This window comes from Streptomyces sp. LX-29, assembly GCF_029541745.1.
GTDB lineage: Bacteria > Actinomycetota > Actinomycetes > Streptomycetales > Streptomycetaceae > Streptomyces.
This window is the reverse complement of the sequence record NZ_CP089746.1, coordinates 5,646,931-5,670,299: the sequence shown is the minus strand read 5'-3', so window position 1 is coordinate 5,670,299 and position 23,369 is coordinate 5,646,931. Positions and strand designations below refer to the sequence as shown.

At 76.4% G+C, this 23,369-nt stretch carries 14 protein-coding genes and 2 pseudogenes; 10 read left to right on the top strand and 6 right to left on the bottom strand.

Annotation, left to right across the window (positions count from 1 at the left end; genetic code table 11):
• The first annotated feature begins 40 nt into the window (after positions 1-40).
• Positions 41-1,351 (top strand): pyroglutamyl peptidase, encoded by a 1,311-nt coding sequence (locus LRS74_RS23860; protein WP_277742933.1) that lies wholly within the window; start codon positions 41-43, stop codon positions 1,349-1,351.
• Positions 1,348-2,130: a carbon-nitrogen hydrolase family protein gene (locus LRS74_RS23855; protein WP_277742932.1), complete on the top strand. Its 783-nt coding sequence runs from the start codon at positions 1,348-1,350 to the stop codon at positions 2,128-2,130. Before LRS74_RS23860 ends, LRS74_RS23855 begins: the two co-directional genes overlap by 4 nt.
• Positions 2,131-2,224: 94 nt before the next feature.
• Here the strand turns inward: LRS74_RS23855 and LRS74_RS23850 are convergent, their stop codons facing one another.
• Entirely contained in the window at positions 2,225-3,049 is an 825-nt protein-coding gene (locus LRS74_RS23850; protein WP_277742931.1) for an EI24 domain-containing protein, read from the bottom strand.
• Positions 3,050-3,330: 281 nt separating this feature from the next.
• Here LRS74_RS23850 and LRS74_RS23845 point away from each other — a divergent pair, with 281 nt between their 5' ends.
• Positions 3,331-6,288: a CHAT domain-containing protein gene (locus tag LRS74_RS23845; protein WP_277742930.1), complete on the top strand. Its 2,958-nt coding sequence runs from the start codon at positions 3,331-3,333 to the stop codon at positions 6,286-6,288.
• Positions 6,289-6,423: 135 nt separating this feature from the next.
• Here the strand turns inward: LRS74_RS23845 and LRS74_RS23840 are convergent, their stop codons facing one another.
• Positions 6,424-7,443 carry an NADP-dependent oxidoreductase gene (locus LRS74_RS23840; RefSeq protein WP_277742929.1) on the bottom strand — a complete coding sequence of 340 codons (1,020 nt, stop codon included), beginning with the start codon at positions 7,441-7,443 and terminating at the stop codon, positions 6,424-6,426.
• A gap of 119 nt (positions 7,444-7,562) precedes the next feature.
• Here LRS74_RS23840 and LRS74_RS23835 point away from each other — a divergent pair, with 119 nt between their 5' ends.
• Positions 7,563-7,997, top strand: a complete 435-nt coding sequence (locus LRS74_RS23835; protein ID WP_277742928.1) for a MarR family transcriptional regulator — start codon at positions 7,563-7,565, stop codon at positions 7,995-7,997.
• A gap of 115 nt (positions 7,998-8,112) precedes the next feature.
• On the opposite strand, the gene LRS74_RS23830 is transcribed toward LRS74_RS23835, so the two are convergent.
• The 4 genes and pseudogenes from LRS74_RS23830 to LRS74_RS23815 form a co-directional block, all read right to left on the bottom strand.
• A complete protein-coding gene (locus tag LRS74_RS23830; protein WP_277742927.1) occupies positions 8,113-8,934 on the bottom strand; it encodes a hypothetical protein in 822 nt (273 codons plus the stop codon).
• Positions 8,935-9,345: 411 nt separating this feature from the next.
• Positions 9,346-10,116: pseudogene (locus LRS74_RS23825) on the bottom strand (IclR family transcriptional regulator); the annotation flags it as partial.
• Between the two features lie 143 nt (positions 10,117-10,259).
• Positions 10,260-11,537: a helix-turn-helix domain-containing protein gene (locus tag LRS74_RS23820; RefSeq protein ID WP_277742926.1), complete on the bottom strand. Its 1,278-nt coding sequence runs from the start codon at positions 11,535-11,537 to the stop codon at positions 10,260-10,262.
• A 1-nt stretch (position 11,538) separates the two neighbouring features.
• Positions 11,539-11,793, bottom strand: a complete 255-nt coding sequence (locus LRS74_RS23815) for a hypothetical protein (protein WP_277745055.1) — start codon at positions 11,791-11,793, stop codon at positions 11,539-11,541.
• A 172-nt stretch (positions 11,794-11,965) separates the two neighbouring features.
• On the opposite strand from LRS74_RS23815, the gene LRS74_RS23810 reads away from it, so the two are divergent.
• From LRS74_RS23810 to LRS74_RS23785, 6 genes and pseudogenes are all read left to right on the top strand, one after another.
• Positions 11,966-12,961, top strand: a complete 996-nt coding sequence (locus LRS74_RS23810; RefSeq protein WP_277742925.1) for a DUF3068 domain-containing protein — start codon at positions 11,966-11,968, stop codon at positions 12,959-12,961.
• 160 nt (positions 12,962-13,121) lie between these two features.
• Complete coding sequence (locus LRS74_RS23805; RefSeq protein ID WP_277742924.1) at positions 13,122-14,510, top strand: glycosyltransferase family 4 protein; 1,389 nt, start codon at positions 13,122-13,124, stop codon at positions 14,508-14,510.
• Between the two features lie 6 nt (positions 14,511-14,516).
• Complete coding sequence (locus LRS74_RS23800; protein WP_277742923.1) at positions 14,517-15,257, top strand: class I SAM-dependent methyltransferase; 741 nt, start codon at positions 14,517-14,519, stop codon at positions 15,255-15,257.
• Positions 15,254-19,087, top strand: a pseudogene (locus tag LRS74_RS23795) (alpha-(1->3)-arabinofuranosyltransferase family protein); the annotation flags it as partial. The gene LRS74_RS23800 and the pseudogene LRS74_RS23795, both read left to right, overlap by 4 nt.
• Positions 19,088-20,718: 1,631 nt before the next feature.
• A complete protein-coding gene (locus tag LRS74_RS23790; protein WP_277742922.1) occupies positions 20,719-22,320 on the top strand; it encodes a condensation protein in 1,602 nt (533 codons plus the stop codon).
• Entirely contained in the window at positions 22,317-23,213 is an 897-nt protein-coding gene (locus LRS74_RS23785) for a class I SAM-dependent methyltransferase (protein ID WP_277742921.1), read from the top strand. The genes LRS74_RS23790 and LRS74_RS23785 overlap by 4 nt, the downstream gene beginning before the upstream one ends.
• The last annotated feature ends 156 nt before the right edge of the window (positions 23,214-23,369 follow it).

Genomic DNA, 23,369 nt, shown 5'->3' with positions numbered 1-23,369 from the left:
AAGGGGACCGTCCTCGACTCCCGCCGCGAAAGGACCTCGCGTGAGTCTCCGTCGTACGAGCCGTTTCGGCACCCGGCTGGGGGCGCTCGGCGCCGCCGTGCTCCTCGCCTCCGTCCCGCTGGGTCCCGCCGCGTCGGCTTCGGCCGACGACCGGGGCGTGGCGACCGGGACCACGGCCGCTCCCACCGTGGAGGAACGGCGGCTGGACCGGGACGCGGTACGGGAGATCCTGCGGCGCAGCGGCTTCGACGACGTGGCGCCCGGGTTCGCGCGGGCGTTGGAGCGGGTGCGGTCCGCGGACGAGGCCGAGCGGGTGGCGGCGCGCCACGGGGCGCGGCTGTGGCAGCGGGCGGTGGACCGGGCGCAGGGGCGCGGCCCGGCCGGCGGGGAGCTGAGCCGCGACGACGACCGGCCGCTGTACTGGGCCCGGCTCGGGATGACGCGCGCGCTGGGAGAGTGGCGTCCGGCGTTCCCGCTGGGCGAGGCGCGCCGGGCCGGGCTGTCGGCCGCCCTGGAGCGCGCGTCGCGCGGGCAGGACTCCGTGACGCTACCGGTCGGGCACCGGGTCAAGCGGATCGTGCTGACCGGCTTCGACCCGTTCCAACTGGACGACGACATACGGCGCAGCAACCCGTCGGGCGCGGCGGCGCTGGCGCTGGACGGGACCACGGTCCAGACGGCGGCGGGGCCGGCGCGAGTGGAGGCCGCGGTCTTCCCGGTCCGCTGGGGGGACTTCGCGGAGGGCACGGTGGAGCGCACCCTGCTGCCGCACTTCCGGTCGGGCCCGCGCCGGGCGGACCTGTTCCTGACCGTGAGCCAGGGGCGACCGGGCCGGTTCGACCTGGAGCGCACCAACGGGGCCTGGCGCGGTGGCTATCCGGACAACCTCGACGTCTCCGCCCGGGGCACGGTGCCGATCCCGGCCGGGGTGCCCACGCCCGCCCCGCAGCCGCAGTGGACCTCCACCACCCTGCCGTACCGGCAGCTCGTCGATGCCGCCACCGGCCCCTTCCCGGTCCGCGACAACACCGCCGTCACCGAGATCCCGGCGGGCGGCGCCGACCCCGTGGGCCGGCCGGACGGGCCGACGCCCGGCTCCACCGCCCGCGCGGGCGGTGGCGGCGACTACCTGTCCAACGAGATCGCCTACCGGGCGACGCTGCTGCGGGACGCGGTGGGTCTGCACGCTCCCGGCGGGCATCTGCACACGCCGGTGCTGCGGTTCGGCGCGGGCAACACCGATCCGGCGACGGGGACGGTCTCCGATCCGGACTTCGTCCGCGAGCGGATGGCGATCACCGGGCAGGTGCGTGCCCTCCTCGTCGTCGCGGCTGGCACCCTGGACAGATGATCATCGCCACTGTGCAGTCCACACCCGTGCCGTGCGACGTCGCGGCCAACGCCGAGCGGATCGCCGGAGTCATCGAGGAGGCCGCCGGGCGCGGCGCGGAACTGGTGGTCTTTCCGGAGTTGGAGCTGACCGGGTACGCGTTGTCCGCGATCGCCGCGGCCCCGGAGCGGTTGGCGGTCACCGCGGAGGGCGATCCGCGGCTCGAGCCCGTCGTACGGGCCTGCCGGGCGGCCCAGGTCGCCGCGGTGGTGAACTGCGCGGTGCGCACGGGCGGTACGGACGGTCCGCTCACCATCACCTCCCTGGTGATCGGGCCGGACGGCGAGCCGCTCACCCGCTACGACAAGCTGAAGCTGCACGGCGAGGAGGGCGGCGTCTTCACCGCCGGCTGCCGGGACGGCCGGTTCGCCTATCGCGGCGTCGACTTCGCCCTGGCCGTCTGCTACGACTCGCGCTTCCCCGAGATCGCGAAGCGCGCCGCGGCGGACGGCTGCCAGGTGTATCTGGCATCGGCCGTCCACGACCCGGAGTCCGACGTCGGCCGGGGGCAGCCGCACTACCCGGGCCTGGCCCGGGACAACGGCCTGTGGGTGGTGCTCGCCAACGCCGTCGGCCCGACCGGGCCGCTCATCGGCTGCGGGCTGGCCGGCGCCTGGGGCCCGGACGGGGCCTCCCTGGCGGAGGGGTCCGGGACGGACCCGGAGGTGGTGCTGGTGGAGCTCCCGGTGGGTGGCGCGTCCCCGCTGGGCTCCGGGGCATCGGCCCCCGTGACCGGCTGACGGGCAGGGGTCCGGTCCCGAGGCGGCCGGGACCGGACCTGACGTGCGGCGAACCCGCGGGGGCGCGCTCAGCCGGCGAACCCGGTGGGCGCGCTCAGCTTGCGTACCCGCTGGGGGCGTGCGGGGTCGGCGCGACGTCCGCCGCGTGTCCCGCGAACGCTCCCCCGTCCGGGGCCACCTCGTCCTCGCCTGTCAGGTCCCGCGCCAACAGGGTCGCCCCGGCCACGGCGCCCGGCATCAGGAACACCGAGACCAGCGGAATCAGGAAGAGCAGGGTCAGCGGCACTCCGAAGCCGAGGGTGAGCATCCGGCGGCCGCGGAGCAGCTGGAGCCGTTCCTTCAGCGGGACCCGGCGGCGGGCGAGCGCGACGGCGGTCAGCTCCTCGGCGAGGAAGAAGCCGGAGACGCAGAAGCCGATGGCGGGGATCACGGTCTGGCCGATGACGGGGACGAAGCCGAGCGCGAAGAGCAGCACGCCCCACAGCGCGGCTCGCAGCAGCACGGCGAGGCTCTCGCGGGCGGAGATCAGCAGCTCTCGCCAGAGCGGCAGCCCCGACTCCGGGGCGAAGCCGCCCACGGAGCGGTCCACCTCCTCGGAGAGCGACTCGTAGAAGGGCTGGCCGACCAGGAGGGTGACGGCGGTGAAGGTGAGGATCGCCAGCAGCAGGCAGGCGGCGACGAAGAGCCCGGCGAGCGCGCCGCGGAACAGCCCGAGCCACGGGTTCGCCCAGTCGTCGGCGAAGGGGGTGGCCCAGGCGACCACGTCGTCGGTCCAGAACGCCACGCAGACGAGCGCCGCCGCATAGCCGACGAGGGTGACGAGGGCGGGCAGCATGCCGATGCCCCACCACCGTCCGTGCCGGGCGACCCAGCGCTGCCCCTTCATCAGATAGCCGAAACCGGCCACGAGATCACGCATGGCCCGCAGCCTAGCTGTATTGATCACGAGCGGCCGCGCGCGCGAACGCCGCAGGCGGCGCGTGCGACGGAGGCCCTGAGCGGGGACTTCGGGCGTCGCCTCAGGGCCCCCGCCCGGCTCACCCGACGCACACTCCCCACCCAAAACCGAACTGACGCACTCGATATTCGCGTTCGAATTTCATGGCTCTTGAAATCTTCGACAGGCGTGTTCTCGTATCGACGGGCGCTCGCTAGAGTCTGCTTCGCATATCGCCTGAATGGCCGACTCGGGGGGCGGGCTTGATCGACGACGGCCACGTGAAGGAATTCCACAAACTGTTCACCGTCTATGGGCATACCGTCCAGGACGCCCTGCCCAGCAGGCAGGCGTTCGAGGATCTCGTCTCGGCCGGGCGCGATATCCTCGGCCGTGCGAGCACTGACGCCGCCGTCGCGGCCGATATCGCCGGCACCCTTCTCGAGGCATACGAACGGGAAGTGGTGACCCCTCGGGCGGAGACCTCCTGGAGCCATTCCGAAATCCGCCGCCACTGGACGGCGGCCGAGGAATTCCTTCTCCGGGTGGGTCCGGCGCGGCGCCGGCTCCATCTGGCCGCCAAGGCCGCGTACTGGCTGGACCGGGGGCGGGCGGGCCAGGCACTGGCGCTCGTGGACGAGGCGGCGCGGTTACCCGGCCCTCCACCCACCGGGACCGCCGCGGACTATCTGCACGGCGACCTGCGCGCGACCCGCGCGGCGGCGCTGCACCGGCTCTACGACCCCGCCACCGCCCTCACCGTCCAAGCCTCGTTGGAGGCCGAGCTCCGGGAACTGCTCCCGGACGGACCCCTGCTCGCCCCCGACGCCACGGTCAGGCGCCGGATCGAGGACGAGCCGACGCCCGGCCCGGCGGACACCACGCCCGCGGCCCGGCTGCTCGCCGCCTCCGCCGTCTACCGGCAGGTCCTGGAGACCAAGGTCGGCGCGCTACGGGACCTGGGCCGCCCGGCGGAGGCCGAGGGCGCCGCCCTCATGCTCATGTCGCACTGCCGCGCCCGCGGCGTCCCGCAGCTCGGCGGCCTGCACCTGGCCCGGCTCTGCCTGGACCAGGGCCAGCCGGACCGCGCCCGTCGCTGGCTGGATCGGATCGCCCCGCTCTTCGCCACGACCCCGCTGGGCGCCACCCCGAGCCCGGACGCCCGCCACGACGACGGCCGGACCGGCCCGTACGACGGTTGCCGGGACCACGGCCCGCACGAAGGTGGCCGAAACGACCCGCCGTACGACGGCGGCCGGAACGGCCCGTACGACGGTAGCCGGGACCACGGCCCGTACGACAGCGACCGGTATGACAGCGGTCGACACGACAGCGGCCGGCACGGCAGCGGTCGAGGGGGCGCGCCCTCGGACGAGGCGCGCGGCGCCGCGCGACGCGAGACACGGGACGTGTCACCAGGCGACGGCCTGCGCCGGGCCGGCGCGGGGGCGGCTCGCCCCGCTCCCCCGACGGTGCCCCAGGCGGCCGGCCGGGCCGCGGCGCGGGCGTGGTTGCGACGGACGCGGGGGGCGACGTTCTGCCGCATGCGGGCGGAGACGGCCCGGCAGTACGGGCGCCACGAGGAGGCGCTGGCCTGGTGCGAGCGGGGACGGGAGTTCCTGGCGGAGCATCCGGACGACGCCACGGAGGCGATGGTGCGCCTGGAGGAGGGCCGGGCCCACCTCGCGCTGGGGGACGCGCCGCGGGCCGTGACGGCGTACCGGCTGGCGGCCCTCGCCCTCGACCGGCTGCTGCGGGTGCCGCTCGGCCACCGCTTCGACACGCTCCATCTGCAATTCCGTGCGCCGGTGTTGGAGGAGGCGCTGGCGGCGGCCGAGCGGGCCGACGACCCCCGGCTGGCCGCCGAGGTGACGGAGCTGCTCAAGGCGCGCGCCTGTGCCGCCCGACTCTCCCCGGCCTGTTCCCCCTCCGGCTCCGCCGAGTGGGCGGGGGAGCCCGACCCGGACCGGCGGCGCCTGGCGGAGCTGTACGAGGAGGCGGCGTTCGCCGAGCACCGGGAGCGGCTCACGGCCGCCGGGCGCCTGCGGGCGGAGCGCGCCGCGCTGCTCGCCCGCGTCCGCGCGGCGGAGCCACGCCGGCTGCCGATCCACGAGAGCCCGCCCCTCGACCTGGCCGCCCTCACCGCCTGGCTGGCCGCCTACGGCTCGGGCGCCCCGGGCAGCCGGCGCGGCCGTTGCGTGGCCCTCGGCCTCTTCGAACGCCCCGACGCCGTCCTGTCCGTGCTGGTCACCCCCGACGAGCAGCCGCGGCTGGGGCGGCGGGTACCGACGGCCGCCACCCGCCGGGCGCTGGACCTGCACCGCCGCGCGGTGCGGGAGCCCGGTGGGGAGACCGCCCGGCTGGAGTTCTGGGAGTACTACGGCGTGGGGCTGGCCGATCTCGTCCCCGCGGCCTTCGCCGACGAGATCGCCGCGAGCGGCACCTGTCTGCTCTCCCCGCACGGCCGGCTGCACGCCCTCCCGTGGACGGTGGTCCGCCATCGCGACACCCGCCTGGTGCGCTCCACCGCGCTGGGCGTCGTGCCCGGCCTCTCCTGCGCCCCGCTGCTGGACCACCGCCCCGCCGGCCCGATACGGGCCACCCTGCTCGGCGCCGCCGACCCCGCCCACCGCGGCGACGGCGGCGACGGCGGCGACGGCGGCGACGGCGCGCGCCGGGTGACGCGGGTGGTGGCGGCCGTCGCCGGGCTGCTGGGCGAGGCACGGCTCGACGGGCCGCCGCGCCTGGGCCGTGCCGCGGACACCGCGGCCCTGCGGGCCCTGCTGCGGCCCGGCCCCGCGCCGCACGACGGGACCGCGCTGTTGCACATCGCCGCGCACGGCACGGAGCAGGACGTCGAGTCGCCGTTCGACGGCGGGGTGCGCATGGTCGACGGGTCGGTCGGCGCCCGCGACCTCCTGCTCGGCCGGATGCGCTTCGCGGAGGTCGTGCTCACCGCGTGCGGCCCCGGCCCGGCCGCCGCCGCCCACCCCCTGGTGCACGCCCTGCACGAGGCCGGCGCCGCCTTCGTGCTGGCCGGGGCGCTGCCGGTCGCGCCGCGCCTGGCCACCCACCACTGCCTGCGATGGTTCGCCCAGCGCGCCACCGGGGCCGCGCCCCTGGAGGCCGCCCGCCGTGCCGCGGTGGAGCTGCTGGACGACGCCGACGCTCCGCGGCGGGTCGGGGGCTGGGCGGGGATCACCGCCTACGGGGCGCGGTGATCCCCACGCCCCCCGGGGGGCGCCGGCGCCGCCTCGGCCCGTCCGCCCCTCCGGAGTCGGACTCGGGCTGGGCGTCGGCCGCTCAGCGGCTGCCGGGCGGCTGGGGCCGGGGCCGGGGCCGGGCGGGCCCGGGGGTCAGTCGCCGAGGGCGACGACCATCTTGCCGGTGTTGGCGCCGCGCAGCATGCCGAGAAAGGCGTCCACGGCGTTGTCGACGCCCTTGACCACGGTCTCGCTGTAGTGCAGCTTGCCCTCGCGGATCCAGCCGCCGACCTCGGCGTGGAACTGCGGCTGGAGGGCGGCGTGATCGGTGACGATCATGCCCTGGAGGCGCAGCCGCTTGCCGATGACCAGGCCGAGGTTGCGCGGTGCGGCGGGCGGCTCGGTGGCGTTGTACATGGAGATCATGCCGCAGACGGTGACCCGCCCATGCGGCTTGAGACGCTCCAGGGCGGCCTCCAGGTGCTCGCCGCCGACGTTGTCGAAGTAGACGTCGATGCCGTCGGGGGCGGCCGCCTTGAGCTGCTCGGCGACGGGGCCGTTCTTGTAGTTGAAGGCGGCGTCGAAGCCGTACTCCTCGACGAGCGCCCGGACCTTGTCGTCCGAGCCGGCGCTGCCGATCACCCGGGAGGCGCCCTTGAGCCGGGCGATCTGCCCCACCTGGCTGCCGACCGCGCCGGCCGCGCCGGAGACGAAGACCGCGTCGCCCTCCTTGAAGGAGGCGACCTCCAGCAGCCCCGCGTACGCGGTGAGCCCGGGCATGCCGAGGACGCCGAGGTAGGCGGAGAGCGGGGCGGCGTCGGCGTCCACCACCGTGGCGTGCTTGGCGTCCAGCACGGCGTACTCGCGCCAGCCCAGGCCGTGCAGGACGTGGTCGCCGACGGCGATGCCGTCCGCGCGGGAGGCGATGACCTCACCGACCGCGCCGCCGTCCAGCGGCCGGTCCAGCTGGAAAGGCGGGACGTACGAGGGCCGGTCGTCCATGCGGCCGCGCATGTACGGGTCGACGGACATGAAGAGGTTGCGGACCAGGATCTGCCCCGGTCCCGGCTCGGCGACGGGGGCCTCGCGCAACGCGAAGTCCTCGGGCTTCGGCCAGCCCTTCGGGCGGGCGGCGAGGTGCCATTCGCGGCCGACGGCGGGGGTCTCGGGCATGGGTGTGCCTCCGTGCTCCAGCGATGTGGGGTCTCCCCGAGGGCGAGATGCTTCAGGGAGTGAAACAATCCTTCTCTTAAATATTTAAGGATGTCAAGCAACTGGGTAGACTGAGGCCCATGAGTGCCCCTCCCGATCCACTGACCCTCGAGGTCGTCGAACTCATCGCCGCCGTCGTGGCGCGCTATCACGACGAGTACGAGGACGTCGCCGCCGAGCACTCGCTGACCGGCGCCCAGGCACGGGTGCTGGCCCTGCTGGCCCGGGAGCCGTCGCCCATGCGTGGGCTGGCGCAGCAGCTGAAGTGCGAGCCGTCCAACATCACCGGCATCGTCGACCGGCTCGCCTCACGCGGCCTGGTCGAGCGCCGCCCCGACCCGGCCGACCGCCGCGTCAAGCTCGCCGCCGCCACCGACGCCGGCCGGGAGACCGCCGACCGGCTGCGCGGCTCGCTGGGATTCGCCCGCGAGCCGCTCGCGGCGCTCAGCGAGGCGGAGCGCCGGACGCTCCGGGACCTGCTGCGCCGGATGCTGGAGTCGCCGGACGACGCGTGACCCGCACCGGGTCGCGGCCGAGCGCGTCGGGCCGGCCGAGCGCGTCGGGACCAGCCGAGCGCGTCGGGCCGGCCGAGCCCGGGAGCCCGCTACGGCACGCGGGGACCCGCGGGTCCTAGGTGCACCACCACAGGAACTGGTCGCACGTCGGCTCGGGTTCCGGCACCGGCTCGAGGGACGGCTTCTGGCTCGGCGACGGAACCGGGTGCGAGGGCCGGTCGGACGGCTTGGCCGGGCCGGAGCCGCCGCCCGAGGTGGTGGGCGCCGGGGCGGAGCCGCCGCCGGAGGGGGTGCCGGAGGCGCCGCCCGCGGTCGGTGCGGTCACCTCCGCGGCGCCGCCCGCCGTCTCACCCGGAGCCGCCTCGTCCGCCGCGCCGTCAACACCGTCCCGGCTCTCGCCGTCCGCCTCCGCCGCGCCGTCACGAGCGTCCTCACCGGGCTCGGCGTCCTTCTCGGCCGGGTCCGTCGCGCCGGCACCGGCCGGGCCACTCTCCTCGACGCCACCCGAGGACGGTCCGGCGGCCGGATCCACCGCGTCGGCGCCCGACTCACCCGACACCCCGCCGTGGGGGCTGCGGTCGGCCACCGGCTGTTCGCGGGCGGGGCGTGGGGCGGGATCACGGAAGAGGCTGCCCTCGGTGGCCAGCTCCGCGACGAACACCGCCGCGAGCACCGGGCCCAGCGCCGCCGCCAGCACCGCGATCCGGCGCCGCGGGCCGCGCCGGGCCCGTCGGGAGCGACCGGCCTCGCGTACCGGGCGCGGCTTCTTGCGGGAGGCGCGACGCGCCGACCACGGGTCCTCGGCGAGGGCCGGCAGCGACGCGGTGGCCGGGCCGGACTCGTCGGAGGGCGCGGAGAGTTCCGCGGCGGGGGTGCCGCACCCGGGGCAGGAGAGCGCGCCGTTGAGGTGCCGTCGGCACGGAGGGCAGTAGTCCATTTCGCCCGGCAGATTATGTGACCCCTGGGGCGGAGGAAACCGGCCACCTGTGAGGATCGTGTGGAGGAACGGCCTCCGCTCATCCCTTCCGCGCCCGGATGGAACGGCCCGCTCACCCCTTCCGCGCCCCGGATGGAAGGGCCCACTCACCCCTTCCGCGCCTCGTTGGAACGGCCTGCTCAGCCCCTCCGGCCCTCGGTGGAAGGCCCGCTCAGTCCCTCCGGGCCCCGACGGAGCAGCCGCCGCTCACCGCCTTCCGGGCGCTCGGCTCGACGACCCCGCCGGCTCGTGCTCCACTCCGCGGGACACTCCCATCGGCCCCTGCCGCACGACCCCCGTTGCGGAGCCCCACCCCTCGCGGAGTGACGCCCCGTCCACCGGGCCTCGGCGGCCGGGGACCCGCTCGGACGCCTCGCGGCGCTGGTGGCCCAGCCGGACCGACAGCTCCCCGGCGCCCTCGGCGGCGAGCGCCGCCAGCTGCGTCTCACGCTCACGGTTCCAGCGGATGGTCGGCACCGAGATGCTCAGCGCCGCCACCACCTGCCCGGCCGAGTCCCGGACGGGCGCCGCCACGCAGCTGACCTCCGGGTCCGCCTCGCGCTCGTCGACCGCGACACCGCGCAGCCGAACCGTGTCCAGCTGGCGGCGCAACACCCCGACGTCGGTGTTGCTGAACCGGGTCAGCGCGGACAGCGGCCGGTCCTCCGGGAGCCGGGCGGAGAGCTCGGCGTCGGGGAGGGCGGCCAGCAGCACCTTGCCGGCCGCCGTGCAGTGCGCGGGCAGCGGCCGGCCGACGGTGGCGACCATGCGGACGGCGTGCGAGCTGTCGACCTTGGCGATCGAGATGATGTCGGCGCCTTCGAGGACGGCGATGTGCACCGTCTCGTCGCAGCTCTCCGCCACGCCCCGGGCCACCTGCCGCCCCTCCGCGGCCAGGTCCAACTGCTCGGCGTACCGCCCACCGAGCTGGTGTGTGCGCACCCCGAGGCGGTAGCGGCCGGGGGCCTCCGGCACACGCGTCAGATACGAGCGGGCGGTGAGCGTGGTCACCAGCTCGTGGACGGTGGTGCGGGGCAGTGAGAGCTTGCGGGTGATCTCGGGGGCGGAGAGCGTCTCATCGCCGTCGAGGAAGAGCTCCAGGATGTCCAGAGCTCGGGCCACCGCGGGCACCAGGCGTCCCATGTCGCTCGCCTACCCCTTTTCTTTCGAATGTCGAGTGCTGCCGAGAATGGGCTGAGAGGGCACGGGTACGCGTCCGTACCTCCGACAAGAGCGCCGACAGCCCGTTCGATATTCCGGGCGTTATCCGGAATACGGGACTCAGGCTATGCACAGCCGGCTTCCCCCGGCAATGGCCTGGACCACTCGTCTGACACCCGTTCCGCCGATCCGGTCAGTTCGCCCCGGAGCCGCCGCGCCCGCAGCACCAGCTCCAGCTCGAACCGGCTGTCCGGATCGTCTACTTCGGCGCCCCACAGCTCCCGAATCTGGCGCAGCCGGTAGCGCACGGTCTGTGGGTGCACGCCCAGCCGCGCGGCCACCTCCGGCGCCCCGCCGCGCGTCTCCAACCAGGCCAGCAGCGTCTCGGCGAGCCTGCGGCCGTGGGTGGGGCCGCAGCGCTCCAACGGCGCCAGCCGGCGTCGGGCCAGCGCGTCGATCAGTTCCTCCGGCGGCAGCAGCACCAGCGCCTCGGTGTGCTCGGTGCAGTGCAGCACCTCATCCGCGGGCAGCAGCCCACGCTCCATCAGCCGAACCGCCGCCTCGGCCCAACGCAGCGACTTGGCCGCCTCGGTGAGCGGCACCGGCGGTCCGAGCGCCCCCGACCAGCCGACGGTGGCCCGGCGCAGCAGCTCGGGGCGGCCCGCCTCCTCCGGGTCCGGCACCACCATGCGCGGCTGCTCGCACTCCATGTCGAGCAGCACATGCCGGCCCACGGCGGGCGCCAGCGCCTCCCGCGCGGGCCGCAGCAGCACGGCGACGGCGACCCGCTCCGGCAGCGGCCAGCCGATCCGGGCGGCGCGCTCGGCGAGCGCCTCGGTGGCGGCGGCCGGGCTCCGGCGCGGGTTCTCCGCCAACAGCAGGTCCAGCAGCCGGCGTTGCAGCCGCAGGCGTTCCCCGGCCTGCCGCGCGGCGGCCTCGGCGTAGCCGCGCATCGACTGGGCGACCAGCCCGTCCAGGTACTCGAAACCGGTCTCGGCCAGCTCGTACATCGCGGGCGCCGGGATGTCGAGCTGCTGCCCGATCTCGGCCAGCCTGCGCCAGGCGAGGCGCACCCCGAGCCGGTACATCGCCTGGAGCGAGTCCAGACTGCGGCCGCGCAGCACCTGCCCGCGGCCGAACTCCTGGAAGACCCGGGGGTGGTCATGGGGGCGGCCGGCGTCGGAGGCGATGTGCCGGACGAAGTGCTCCAGGGCGCGCCGGATGGCGACCAGCGCCATGGGCTCGCCGTTCTCGTCCGGGGTGAAGGGCAGATTGGGGTACTCGCGGCGGATCTCGCGGAGGATGTCCTCGGCGAGCACGGGCACCTCGGCGAGGGACCGTTCGGCGAAGCCGCGCACCCGCTCCTCGGGCACGTCCCGCCAGGCGGAGCGCGGCGGCGGCATCTCAGCGCTCCCCGGTTCCGGGGTCCGCCCCGCGCTCCCCGCGCGAGCCGCCGTCGGGCGGCGTACGGTCACCGCCCTCGCCCGCCCCGGCGCGCTCGTCGGCGTCCGGGTCGGGGGCGGCGGTGGGGAAGGTGACCAGCGGGACGTTCGGTTGCTCGGGCGTGGCGTCGAGCACGGCGACGAGTCCGAAGGCGGCGGCGACGGCGAGGGCCGCGGCGACGACGGCCGTCGCGGCGGCGGCGAGGAGTCTGGGCATGGCGCGGTGAGCCCCTTCCATCTGGCTGCGCACCGGCCCGGTTCCGGTAACTCCTCAGAATGAAAGTGTAATTGACACTTCGTCAAGTCTCCGTCTACGGTCCCGGCCCTAAAGGCACCCTCAGCCGCCCCGAGGCCCCGCAGTCCTCGGCCCCCCGATCGGAGTGCCCGCCATGCGCCGCACCCGCCCTCGCTCCCACTCCCGCCCGCACCCCGGCTCGCGCACCGCGTCGCCGTTCTCCCTGGCCGTCCTCGGCCTCGGCACCTTTCTGCTGGTGCTCGCGCCGATGCTCGCCTGGTACGTGGCGCCACGGGCCCAGCGCACACCCACCGACACCGATGTGACCACGGTCTTCACCGGCCCCGGCAGCTACTTCGACACCGCCGAGGTGGCGGTCAAGGACGGCCAGCGGCTCACCGTCACCCGCCATGTGCTGGGCGACGTGCGCGACAGCGAGCGCAGCGGCCGCGCCGTCTGGGACGTGTCCACCACCATCGACAGCCCCCAGACGCTCGCGTTGAAGGACCCGCGCAGGTCGCTGCGGTGGACCGTCGAACGCTGGGTGACCGACCGCCGCACCAACGCGCCGGTGCACTGCTGCGGCGAGCGACCGACACCGTTCCAGGGGGAGGCGTACCTGAAGTTCCCCTTCGATGTGCAGAAGCGGACCTACAGCTGGTGGGACAGCACGCTCGGGTCCACCGTGCCGCTCCGTTTCGCCGGTGTGGTGAGGGTCCAGGGCCACCAGGGCTACCGCTTCACCGGGTCCGTGCGCCCCACCGAGGTCGGCTCCCGCCAGGTGCCGGGGCGGCTGGTGGGGCGGGCCCGACAGGGGCAGGTCCAGGCCGAGGAGTGGTACGCCAACAGCGGCATCGAGCTGGTGGCCGACCGACGCACGGGCCGCATCATCAACGCCAGGATCTCGCCCCGGCTGACGCTGCGGGCGCCCGGCGGCAGTCGCGACAAGGTGGTCCTGCTGCGCGGCGAGGGGTTGGAGTTCACCGAGAAGACCCAGCGCGGCCAGGTGGCGCTGGCCCGCGACGACAACGACCGACTGGAGCTGGTCGGCGTGACGGCGCCGCTGTCCGCGCTGGCCACCGGGGTGGTTCTGGCCGCGGCGGGGATGGGGCTGGTGGTGCGAGGGCGACCGCCGGCCGGTCGATCCTGAGCATGATGACGAACCTCCGGCCCTCCGATGGGCGGGATTTGTCAATCCGGTGAGTAGCCCGGCGCGAACAAGTCGGCGAACACTGGCTCCCCCATGAGCACCGCCCGGTCGGCTCGCCCCCCTCACAAGTCTCCGCCCTCAGAGACGAGTTGGAGCACCCATGCCCCAGCACGCACGACCGTCCCCCACCGCCTCCTCCCCCACCCCGTCCAGCGCGAAGGTCCCGTACGGCGCGCCCCCACCGCGTGCCCCACGGGACGCCCACGACCCGCACGACGTGCACACGCCCCAGAACGCGCTCGGTCCGCACGCCGCCCACCACGCGCACGCCTCGCACACCTCGCAGCACCCGCACGAGCCGTACGGCTCACAGGACGTGTACGACCCGCACATCCCGTACGACGCCGTCCCCGCCGCGCACCACCGTCCGCACGGCCCCCACCGCATCGTCTTCCTCGCCCGCCGCGGCCTCGGCGATCCGGCGGCCGGCGGCTCCGAGCTGCTGGTGGGGCGCGTCGCCGAGGGGCTGGCGGCCGCCGGGCACCAGGTCACGCTGGTGTGCGCCGGCCCGGCGGGGGTCGGCCGCGGCTACCGGGTGGTGTCCGCCGGCGGCCGCACCCGCGCCGCCGGCCTCGGGGAGCTCGGCGGCTATCTGCGCACCCCGCACGCCTTCGCCCGCCGGGTCGGCGGCTGCGACCTGCTGGTCGAGGTCTGCGACGGCCTGCCCTACCTCGCCCCGCTGTGGCACCACGGCCCCACCCTCTGTCTGGTCAACCACGTGCACACCAGCCTGTGGTCGATGCGGCTGCCCGCGCCCGCGGCCCGCCTCGGCCGGCGGCTGGAGCACTGGGCGCTGGCCGGCGCCCATCGCGACAGCCTCATGGTCGCCGTCTCCGGCTCCACCGCCGGCGCGCTGCGCTCCCTGGGCGTGGCCCGCGAGCGGATACGGATCGTGCACAACGGCGTGGCCGCGCCCGGCCCGCTGCTCCCCAAGGCCGAGGAGCCGCTCTTCGTGGCGCTGGGCCGGCTGGTGGAGTACAAGCGGATCGACCTGCTGCTGCGGCTGTGGGAGCGGGTCCGGCCGGTCACCGGCGGGCGGCTGGTCATCCTCGGCGACGGCCCCGAGCGCGAGCGGCTGACCGCCCTCGCCGGCCCCGGGGTGCGCTTCGCCGGCCATGTCGACGAGGAGCTCAAGCACCGGCTCCTGTGCCGGGCGTGGCTGCTGCTGCACCCCTCCGCCGTCGAGGGCTGGGGGCTGGCCGTCATGGAGGCCGCCGCCCGCGCCACCCCCGCCGTCGGCTTCGACATCCCCGGCCTGCGCGACTCGGTCGAACCCGGCGTCACCGGGGTGCTGGCCCGGGGCGAGAGCTCCTTCGCCGCCGCCTGGTGCGCCCTGGCCCTCAGCGCGGAGCGCCGGGAGAGCCTCGGCCGCGCCGCCCGGCTGCGCGCCGAGCGGTTCCGCTGGAGCGCCACCGTGCGCGGCTTCCGGGCCGCGGCCGTCGAGGCCCACGCACGGGCGACCACGGCGACCACGAGAGCAGGCCGGTGAGCGGTCGTGCGGGACCCCTCACTGCGCCGCTCGCTCGCCCTCTTCCACGCGTTCCGGCGCGAGCAGAGCGACCCGGAGCACTGCTACGGGCTGCTCGCCCGGGACGCGGCGGGGCAGTTGGAGCGCTACGGGCCGCTGCGCGGCCGGCTGGTCGTCGACGTCGGCGGGGGCGGCGGGCACTTCACCCGCGAGTTCCGGCGGCGCGGCGCCCGCTGCTACCTCTTCGAGCCCGACCCGGGCGAGCTGCGCGCCGCCCACGGGGCGGTCCGCGACAGCGCCCCCGGCTGGGCGGTGCGCGCCGACGGCTATCTGCTGCCGCTGGCCGACGGCGTGGCGGACGTCTGCTTCGCCTCGAACGTGCTGGAGCACGTGGCCGATCCCCGCACGTTCCTCAGCGAACTGGTCCGGGTCACCCGCCCCGGCGGGCTGATCTACCTCTCGTTCACCAACTGGCTCTCGCCGTGGGGCGGTCACGAGACGGCGCCGTGGCACTACCTGGGCGCCGAGCGGGCCGGCGCCCGCTATCGCCGCCGTACCGGCCGCCCGCCCAAGCACACCGTCGGCGAGAACCTCTTCCGCGTGCATGTCGGCCCCACCCTGCGGCACGTCCGGGGCCGTGACGACGTGACCGTGCTCGCGGCCCGCTCCCGCTACTGGCCCTTCTGGGCGGCGGCCGTCACGCGGGTGCCGGGCCTGCGCGAGGTGGCCACCTGGAACCTCCTTCTGATCCTGAGGCGGTCCTCATGATCCCCACGCGCCCCGCACACCCCGCCCACCGCAAGCGGACCTGGCTGCTGGGGGTGTGGGCGGCGGCCTTCGTCGGCTTCGTGGCCCAGGCGCCGGGCAAGATGGCCTTCGACACCAAGCTGGCCGTGGCCGTCGACCCGTTCGGGTTCCTCGCGGACCTCGGGGACCTGTGGCACGACCGCGCGGGCTTCGGCGGCCTCGCCGACCAGTACATCGGCTACGCGTTCCCGATGCTGCCCTACTACGCCCTCGCCCATCTGCTGCATCTGCCGGTGTGGCTGGCCGAACGGCTGTGGCTGTCGCTGATCGTGGCGGCGGCGTTCTGGGGCGCGCTGCGGCTGGCGGAGCGGCTGCGGATCGGCTCGCCGGCCACCCGGCCGCTGGGCGCCCTGGCGTACGCGCTGTGGCCGACCTTCACCGCGGTCATCGGGTCGACCTCGGCGGCCGCGCTGCCCGGCGCGGCCCTGCCGTGGGTACTGCTGCCGCTGATCCGCCCCGCCGACGCAAGCGCCGCGCGCCTCTTCTCCCCGCGGCTCGCCGCCGCACGCTCCGCGCTGCTGATCCCCTTCATGGGCGGGGTGAACGCCGCAGCCACCCTCGCCGCGCTGCTGCCGGTGGGCCTCTACCTGCTCAGCCGCCCGGCGGGCGGACACCGGCGCGCCCTGCTGGGCTGGTGGATCCCGGGGGTGCTGCTGGCGACGGCCTGGTGGGTGGTGCCGCTGCTGCTGCTCGGCGTCTACGGCGAGAACTTCATGCCGTACGTGGAGCGTTCGGAGGCCACCACCGCCACCATGTCCGCGACCGAGCTGCTGCGCGGCGCGGGCAACTGGATCGCGTATCTGCACTTCGGTGAGGCGTGGCTGCCCGGCGGCTGGACCGTCGCCACCTCCACCGTGGCCGTCCTGGCCTCGGCGACGGCCGCCGCGCTCGGCCTGGCCGGGCTGGCCCGCCGCGATCTGCCGGAGCGGCGCTGGCTGCTGCTGACCGTGCTGACCGTGGCGGCGATCACGCTGGCCGGATACGGCGGGGAGTTCGGCGCGCCCTTCCACGACACCGTGCGGGAGTGGCTCAACGGCTGGCTGGCGCCGTTCCGCAACGTCTACAAGTTCCAGCCGGGGCTGGCGCTGGCGCTCGCCCTCGGACTGACCCACCTGGTGGGCGTCGCGGCCGGCGAGCGCGGCCCGCGGTCGGTCCCCGGAGGCCGCCGACTGCTTCCGGCGGTGACCGCCGCCGTCGTCCTGCCCGGCCTCGCCTGGCCGTACCTGAACGGCACGGTGCTCCAGCCCGGCCCGTTCGACAGACTGCCCACGCACTGGGAGCAGACCGCGGACTGGCTGCGGGACCACTCCCCCGACAGCCGCGCCCTGGTGGTGCCCGCCACCGCGCACGGCCTCTACACCTGGGGCTCCCCCATCGACCAGCCGCTGGACGTGCTGGCCGGGTCACGCTGGGCGCAGCGCGACTACGTCCCCTTCGGCACCCCCGGCTCGCGGCGCGCCATGGACGCCGTGGAGCAGGCGCTGACCAGCGGCGGCGCGGTGCCGGGGCTGCGCGACTTCCTGCTGCGGGCGGGGCTGTACACGGTCGTCGTCCGCAACGACCTCGACCCGGACCAGATCGGCTATGTGCCGCCGCAGACCGTCCGCCGCACCCTGGAGGAGTCCGGCTACCGGCGCGCGGCCGCCTTCGGCCCGGTGCTGACCGGCGGCCGGATCCCCGAGGACACCCCGGTGCAGATCCAGGGCCTCTTCCCGCGCCAGCGGGCGGTGGAGGTCTACGAGCCCACCGGCGCGCCACGGCCGGGCCCGGCGGCGGTCCGGGCGGTGGCGGACACGGCCGTCGTCAGCGGCGGGCCCGAGGCGCTGCTCCAGCTCTCCGGCACCGACCCGACGCTGCGCGACCGGGCCACCGTGCTCACCGGCGACCGGCATCCGGGGCTCGGCGCGCCCCCGCTCCAGGCGGTCGCCGACGGGCTGCGCCGTGCGGACACCCGGTTCGGGCTGGTCAACACCAACACCTCGTACACCTACGGTCCACGGGAGCGGAACCACCCGGACAGCGTGCAGAACCCGGGCGAGCGACCGCACCAGATCCTGCCGATCACCGGCGCCGCCCACCAGACGACGGCGGTGCTGCGCGGCGCCGCCTCGGTGACCGCCTCCAGCAGCGGCAACTGGCTGTTCCACCTGCCGCAGTACGACCCGGTGCACGCCTTCGACGGCGACCCGCGGACCGCCTGGGCCGAGGGCAGCGCGGGCGACGCGACCGGCCAGTGGGTGCGCGTCGACTTCACCCAGGCGCTCGCCGTGCCCGAGGCGATCCAGGTGACCCCGCTGCCCGGCGACGGACTGCGGGCCGCGCCCACCTCCGTACGGGTGGAGACCGACCGCGGCGCGGCCGACAGCCCGCTGCAGCCCACCGGTCTGCCGCAGCCGGTCAAGGCCCCGCCGGGGCCGGCGAAGTGGCTGAAGCTCACCATCACCGGCGCGCAGCGGGCCGGCCCCGGGCTGTCCGGCGCGGGCTTCTCCGAGGTGACGGTGGAGGGGCTCCAGGTGTCGCGGCTGCTGGCGCTGCCGACCGACGCGGACCGCGCGGAGTCCGCGACGGGTCGCACGGAGGCCGCGGCCGGTCGCACGGAGGCCGCGGCGGACGTCGTCTCGCTGCACCGGGGCAGCGACCCCGGCGGGCTGTCGCCGGCCTCGGCGGAGTTGGGCCTGCACCGCCAGTTCCGCACCCCGGCCGCCGCCGACCACACGGTCTCGGGCCTGGCCCGCGCGGTCCCCGGCCCGGAGCTGGACCGGCTGCTGGACCGCGTGGCCCCCGGCCGCGGCCGCGGCCGCATCGACGTCACGGCCGAGTCCACCGGCCACGCCGGGCCCGCGCTCAGCGCCCGCAACCTCGTCGACGGCGACCTCACCACCGCGTGGATCGCCGGGAACGCGCCGGTGGTGCACCTGAGCTGGCCCAAGAAGCGGGAGATCGACGAGATCGTCCTCGCCGCGGCGGGCGGCGTCTCCACCCGCCCCACCGAGGTCATCGTCAACTCGCCGGACGGCGCCGCCACCGCCGGGGTGGACGAGCTGGGGCGGGCGCGCTTCGACCCCATCGTGACCGACCGGCTCTCCCTCACCTTCAGCAAGGTCGCGCCGCTGACCCTGCACAACCCGCTCGCCGGGCGGCAGCTGCAACTGCCGGTCGGGCTCAGCGAGATCCATGTCCCCGCCCTGGCCGACCTGCGCGCCAAGCCGCCCGCGCCCCGCGCCCGCTTCTCGCTCCCCTGCGGTAGCGGCCCGCTCCTCGCCGTCGACGGCACCCTGCACGCCACCCGGGCGTCCGGACTGGTGCGGGACCTGACCGAGCGCCGCCCGGTCCGGGTCGAGCTGTGCCAGGCCGGCACCGACGACGACGCCACCCTGCGACTGCCCGCCGGCCGCCACCGGGTGGAGGCGGGGGACGCGGGCCCGCTGGCGCTCACCGACGTCACCCTGCGCCGCGGCACCCCCGAACCGCCGTCCACCACCGCCCCGCGCGCCCTCACGGCGCGCGACTGGGCGGGCGACCGGCGCCAGCTCACCGTCGGCGCCGGTCCGGCCGTCTACCTCCAGACGTACGAGAACGAGAACCGCGGCTGGACCGCCCGGCTCGACGGCCGCCGCCTCACCCCGCTGCGCATCGACGGCTGGCAGCAGGGCTTCCTCATCCCCGCCGGCTCCGGCGGCACCGTCACCCTCACCTACGAGCCCGCGACGACCTACCAGGCGGGACTGCTGGGCGGCGCGGCGGGCCTCGTGGTGCTGCTCGGCCTCGGCCTCGTCCGGCGCCGGGCGCCCGAGGGCGCGCCGACGGCGGGCGCGCAACCGCCGCCCGCGCCGGTGGGGACGCCGGAGACGGGGACGACGGCGATGACGCCGGAGACGGGGATGGAGACGGGAACGCGGACGGGGACGGGATCGGGAACAGGAACGGGATCGGGAACGGGATCGGGAACGATGGCGGCGGTCGTGGGGACGACGGCGACCGACCCACCGGCCGAGGACGCACCGCCCGAACCGGGTTGGCTGCTCGGCGTGGCGGCGCTCACCGTGGTGCTCATCCTCGTCGCCGGTCCGCTCGCCCTGGTCGTGCTCGTGCTGGCGCCCCTCGCCCACCGGCGCCCCGGGCTGCTTCCGCTGGTGGCCCTGGCGGCCATGGCGGGGGCGGGTGTCACGGCGGCCACGGGGGCGGGCGAGCCGTTCTCGCTCGACGAGGGGCCGTTCAGCGCGCTGGCCCAACTGCTCGCACTGCTCGCGTTGGCGGCCGCCGTGGTCACGGTCCCGGCCGGCACCGGATGGCCCCGGTCACCGAAGGGCGAGGACAGCCCCGACGAGGACGGCGTCGACACCGGCATCGGTAGCGGCCCCGGCCTCGGCGAGGGCGGCGGCGCCCGAGCGGGCGCGGCCGCGGACGGCGCCGACGGAGACGACCCGGACGGCGACACCGCGCGGTTGACGCGACCCCTCCCGCCCCGTTCCGCCCCGGACCGCGATCCGTGGCACGGCCGATGGCGTCAGTGGGTCGCCCGGAAGGCGCCCCGACCCACGCCCGCCGGAGACGGCACCGCCGGGCCGGGCGGCGACGGGGCCAGCGGCGACGGGGCCGAGGGGGCCGCGGACCGGAAGCGGGAAGGAGTCGGAGAGCAGGACGCGGACCGATCGAGGGACCGGGGCCGATCGCGGAACCGGAGCGGAACGGGGGACGGGGCACGGCTTACGGAGCGGATCACCGTCCCGGACCGCGACCCGCGGCCCAGCCGACGCGGGCGACGGGCCCGGCTCGGCGGCCTTCGGCGAGCGCCGGCCGGAGACCTCACCGGGCAGCACACCGAGCAGCACACCGCCGGCGACAGCCACGCCGAGGCCGCAGGCGCTGCGGCCGGAGGCGCCGCGGCGGGACACGCCGAGGCCGGAGGCGCCACGGCCGGACACGCCGAGGCCGGACACGCCACGTGGGCCGGAGGCACCCGGGCCGGAGGCGCCCGGGCCGGAGGCGCCGCAGCGGGACACGCCGTGACTGGAGGCGCCGCGGCCGGACACGCCGAGGCCGGAGGCGCCGTGGCCGAACGCGCCGTGAGCGGAGGCGCCACGGCCGAACGCGCCGCGGCGGGACGCGCCGAGGCCGGATGCGCCGTGGCCAGACACGCCACGTGGGCCGGAGGCACCCGGGCCGGAGGCACCCGGGCCGGAGGCACCCGGGCCGGAGGCGCCGCAGCGGGACACGCCGTGACTGGAGGCGCCGCGGCCGGACACGCCGAGGCCGGAGGCGCCGTGGCCGGACACGCCACGGCCGGACGCGCCGTAGGCGGACGCGCCGGGGCCGGACGCGTCGACGACGGGGAACAAGCCGCGGAGCCCGCTCGTACCGCTCCGGACCGCACCCCGGAGAGGAAGCCCCGGCGGGCGCCCGTCGGAGAGGAGGCCGGAGGATGACCGCGGAGCGTTCCACCGGATCGTTCCGGGCCGCGGCACGGGACCGCGGTCATCGCGCCCCGCGCGATGACCGGTTCCCCTTCCCCACCGTCGACGAGGTCTCCCGTCACTGCCAGCGGGACGACGACCCCGAGAACGTCCACATCGAGGTGCACCTGCCGGGGCGGCTGGACCCGGCCCGGCTGCGGGCGGCCTTCCACGAGGCGCTGCGCCGGCATCCGGGAATCCTGGTGCGGGAGGCGCCGGGCGGCTGGTGGCGGCTGCGGTACGTGTGGGAGCGGACCGGGGAGCCGGACGTCGACCCGGTCCGCTGCGCGCCGCCGGGCCCGCGGGCACTCGCCCTGGCGCGGGCCCGCGCGGTGGCGCACTGCCCGCCGCTGGCTGTGTCGCCGCCCGTCCGGCTGGAGCTGGTCTCCCCGGGCCCCGGGGAGACCGGGTCCGTGCTGCTGCTGACGATCAATCACACGGCCCTCGACGGACCGTCCTGCCTGCGGGTGCTGGCCACGGCCGCCGCGCTGTACGGCGCCGGCCGGACGGCGGCGCACCTCCCGGCCCCGCGGCCCGCCGCCCCCGGGCCGTGTGCCGCCCACGAGCCGCGCGCCGTGTCCGGTCCGCCGTCCGCGCCGCGTACCGCACCCGTCCCCACACCGGCACCCGCACCCGCACCCGCGTCCGCGCCCCCGCCCCGTACGCCGAGGGCCCTTCCGCCGGCGCCCTCGCGCCGCCTGACCCGACCGGCCCGGGTCGCCGCGGACACGCGCACCCCCGGCGCCGCGGGCAACGGCCTGTTCCTGGCCGACCTGCCGCTGCCGCCCCGGCCGGCGGCCCGCTCGCGCTCCACCGGCGCCGCGGGCGCCGTCGTGCCCACCGTCAACGACCAGCTGCTGGTGGCCACCTGCCTGACGATCGCCCGCTGGAACCGGCTACACGGCCGGCCGCCCCGCCCCGTACGGATCACCATGCCGGTGGACGACCGCCCGCGCGGGGCCGTCGAGCTGCCGATCGGCAACGGCACCCGCCTGGTGGAGGTGGGCTTCGGGCCGGGAGAGCGGACGGACGCGGCGCTGCTGTCCGCCGAGCGGCCGGACCCGGCGGCGGTGGCGCGGCTGCTGGAGTACACCGCCGCGCGCACCCGTGCCCTCAAGGCCGCCTCGGGACCACAGCTCGGACGGGCGGGCGCGCTGCTCACCGCGCCCGTGCTGCCGGTGGGGCTCCGCGCGGCGGTCACGCGCGGGCTGCGCCGGGTGGCGGCGCCGTGGACCGCCACCACCCTGCTGAGCAACCTCGGCCGGCTCCCCGACCCGCTGGACTTCGGCGACGCCGGGCGCGCCACCGCCGTATGGCTCTCGGCGCCGACCCGCCCGTCGCGAGGGGTGACCTTCACCTGCGCCTCGACCGGTGGCCGGCTGCACCTGGGGCTGCGCTGGTCCCGCGCGGTCCTCGACGACGCGGCCGGCGACGAGCTGGCGGCGCTCTTCGCCCGGTCACTGGCCGCCACGGCGGCCGCGACCACACCACCGACGCCCGAGCCGAAGCCGGCGCTGCCACGACGGCCGCGGCCACCGCTCCAGGCCCCGACCGCTGAGGAGGCGTCATGACCCGCTCCCGGTCGCTCTCCGGCTCCGACCAAGCCCACGCCGCCGCCTCCGTCCCCGTCTCCGCGTACGCGAACGCGAACGCGAACGCGAACGCGGCCGCGGCCACGGCGGGAAGCGAGCTGCGGGCCTTCTACGAGGACCCGACGGTGCCCGTCGCCTCCGGCGTCGAGCGGAGCCGCCGACAGGCGCTGCTGCTCGCCCGCGCCCTCGGGCCGACACGACGGGCGGACCCGGCCGTGGTGCTGGACGTCGGCTGCGGGGACGGTTCGGCGGCGGCCCTGGCGCTGCCCCTGCTCGCCGGTCATCGGGTGATCGGCGTCGACTGGTCGCAGGACGCGCTGCGCCGTGCCGCGCACCGGCTGCCCGATGTCGTCCGCGGCGAACTGTCCGGCGCCGGCCTCCCGTTCGCGGCCGGCAGCGTGGACGCGGTGCTGTTCAGCGAGGTGGTGGAGCACCTGGTGGAGCCGGACGCGGCGCTGGACGAGCTGCGCCGGGTGCTGCGGCCCGGGGGCCATCTGCTGCTGTCCACACCGAACCTGGCCGCCTGGTACAACCGCGCGCTGCTGCTCGCCGGGGTCCAGCCGGTGTTCTCGGAGGTGAGCATGCGCGCGGTGCACGGCCGCCCCGGCCGCGAGGTGGTCGGCCATCTGCGGCTGTTCACCTCCCGCGCGCTGCGCGGCTTCCTCGCCGCCTCCGGCTTCACGGTCGTCACGCTGACCGGCGCGCCCTTCCACGGAGTGCCGCGCCCGCTCCGGGCGCTGGACCGAGCCGCCTGCCGGGTGCCGTCGCTCGCCTCGATCCTGCTGGTGCACGCGGTCAAGGCGCCGGGACGGGCCGGGACGGCCGGGCGGGCCGCCCGGCGGCCACGACCTCGCGCCGCCCCGCCTCGATGACCCCGACGGCCCGACGGCCCCCAGGACCCCACGACCCCGACCGAGGAAGTGACCGCGTCATGACGCCCGACGACCCGCTGCTGAAGCTCCTGGTCTGTCCGCTCGACAAGGGACCGCTCGCCCTGGTGGTCCCGGACGACGCCCTCTACAACCCGC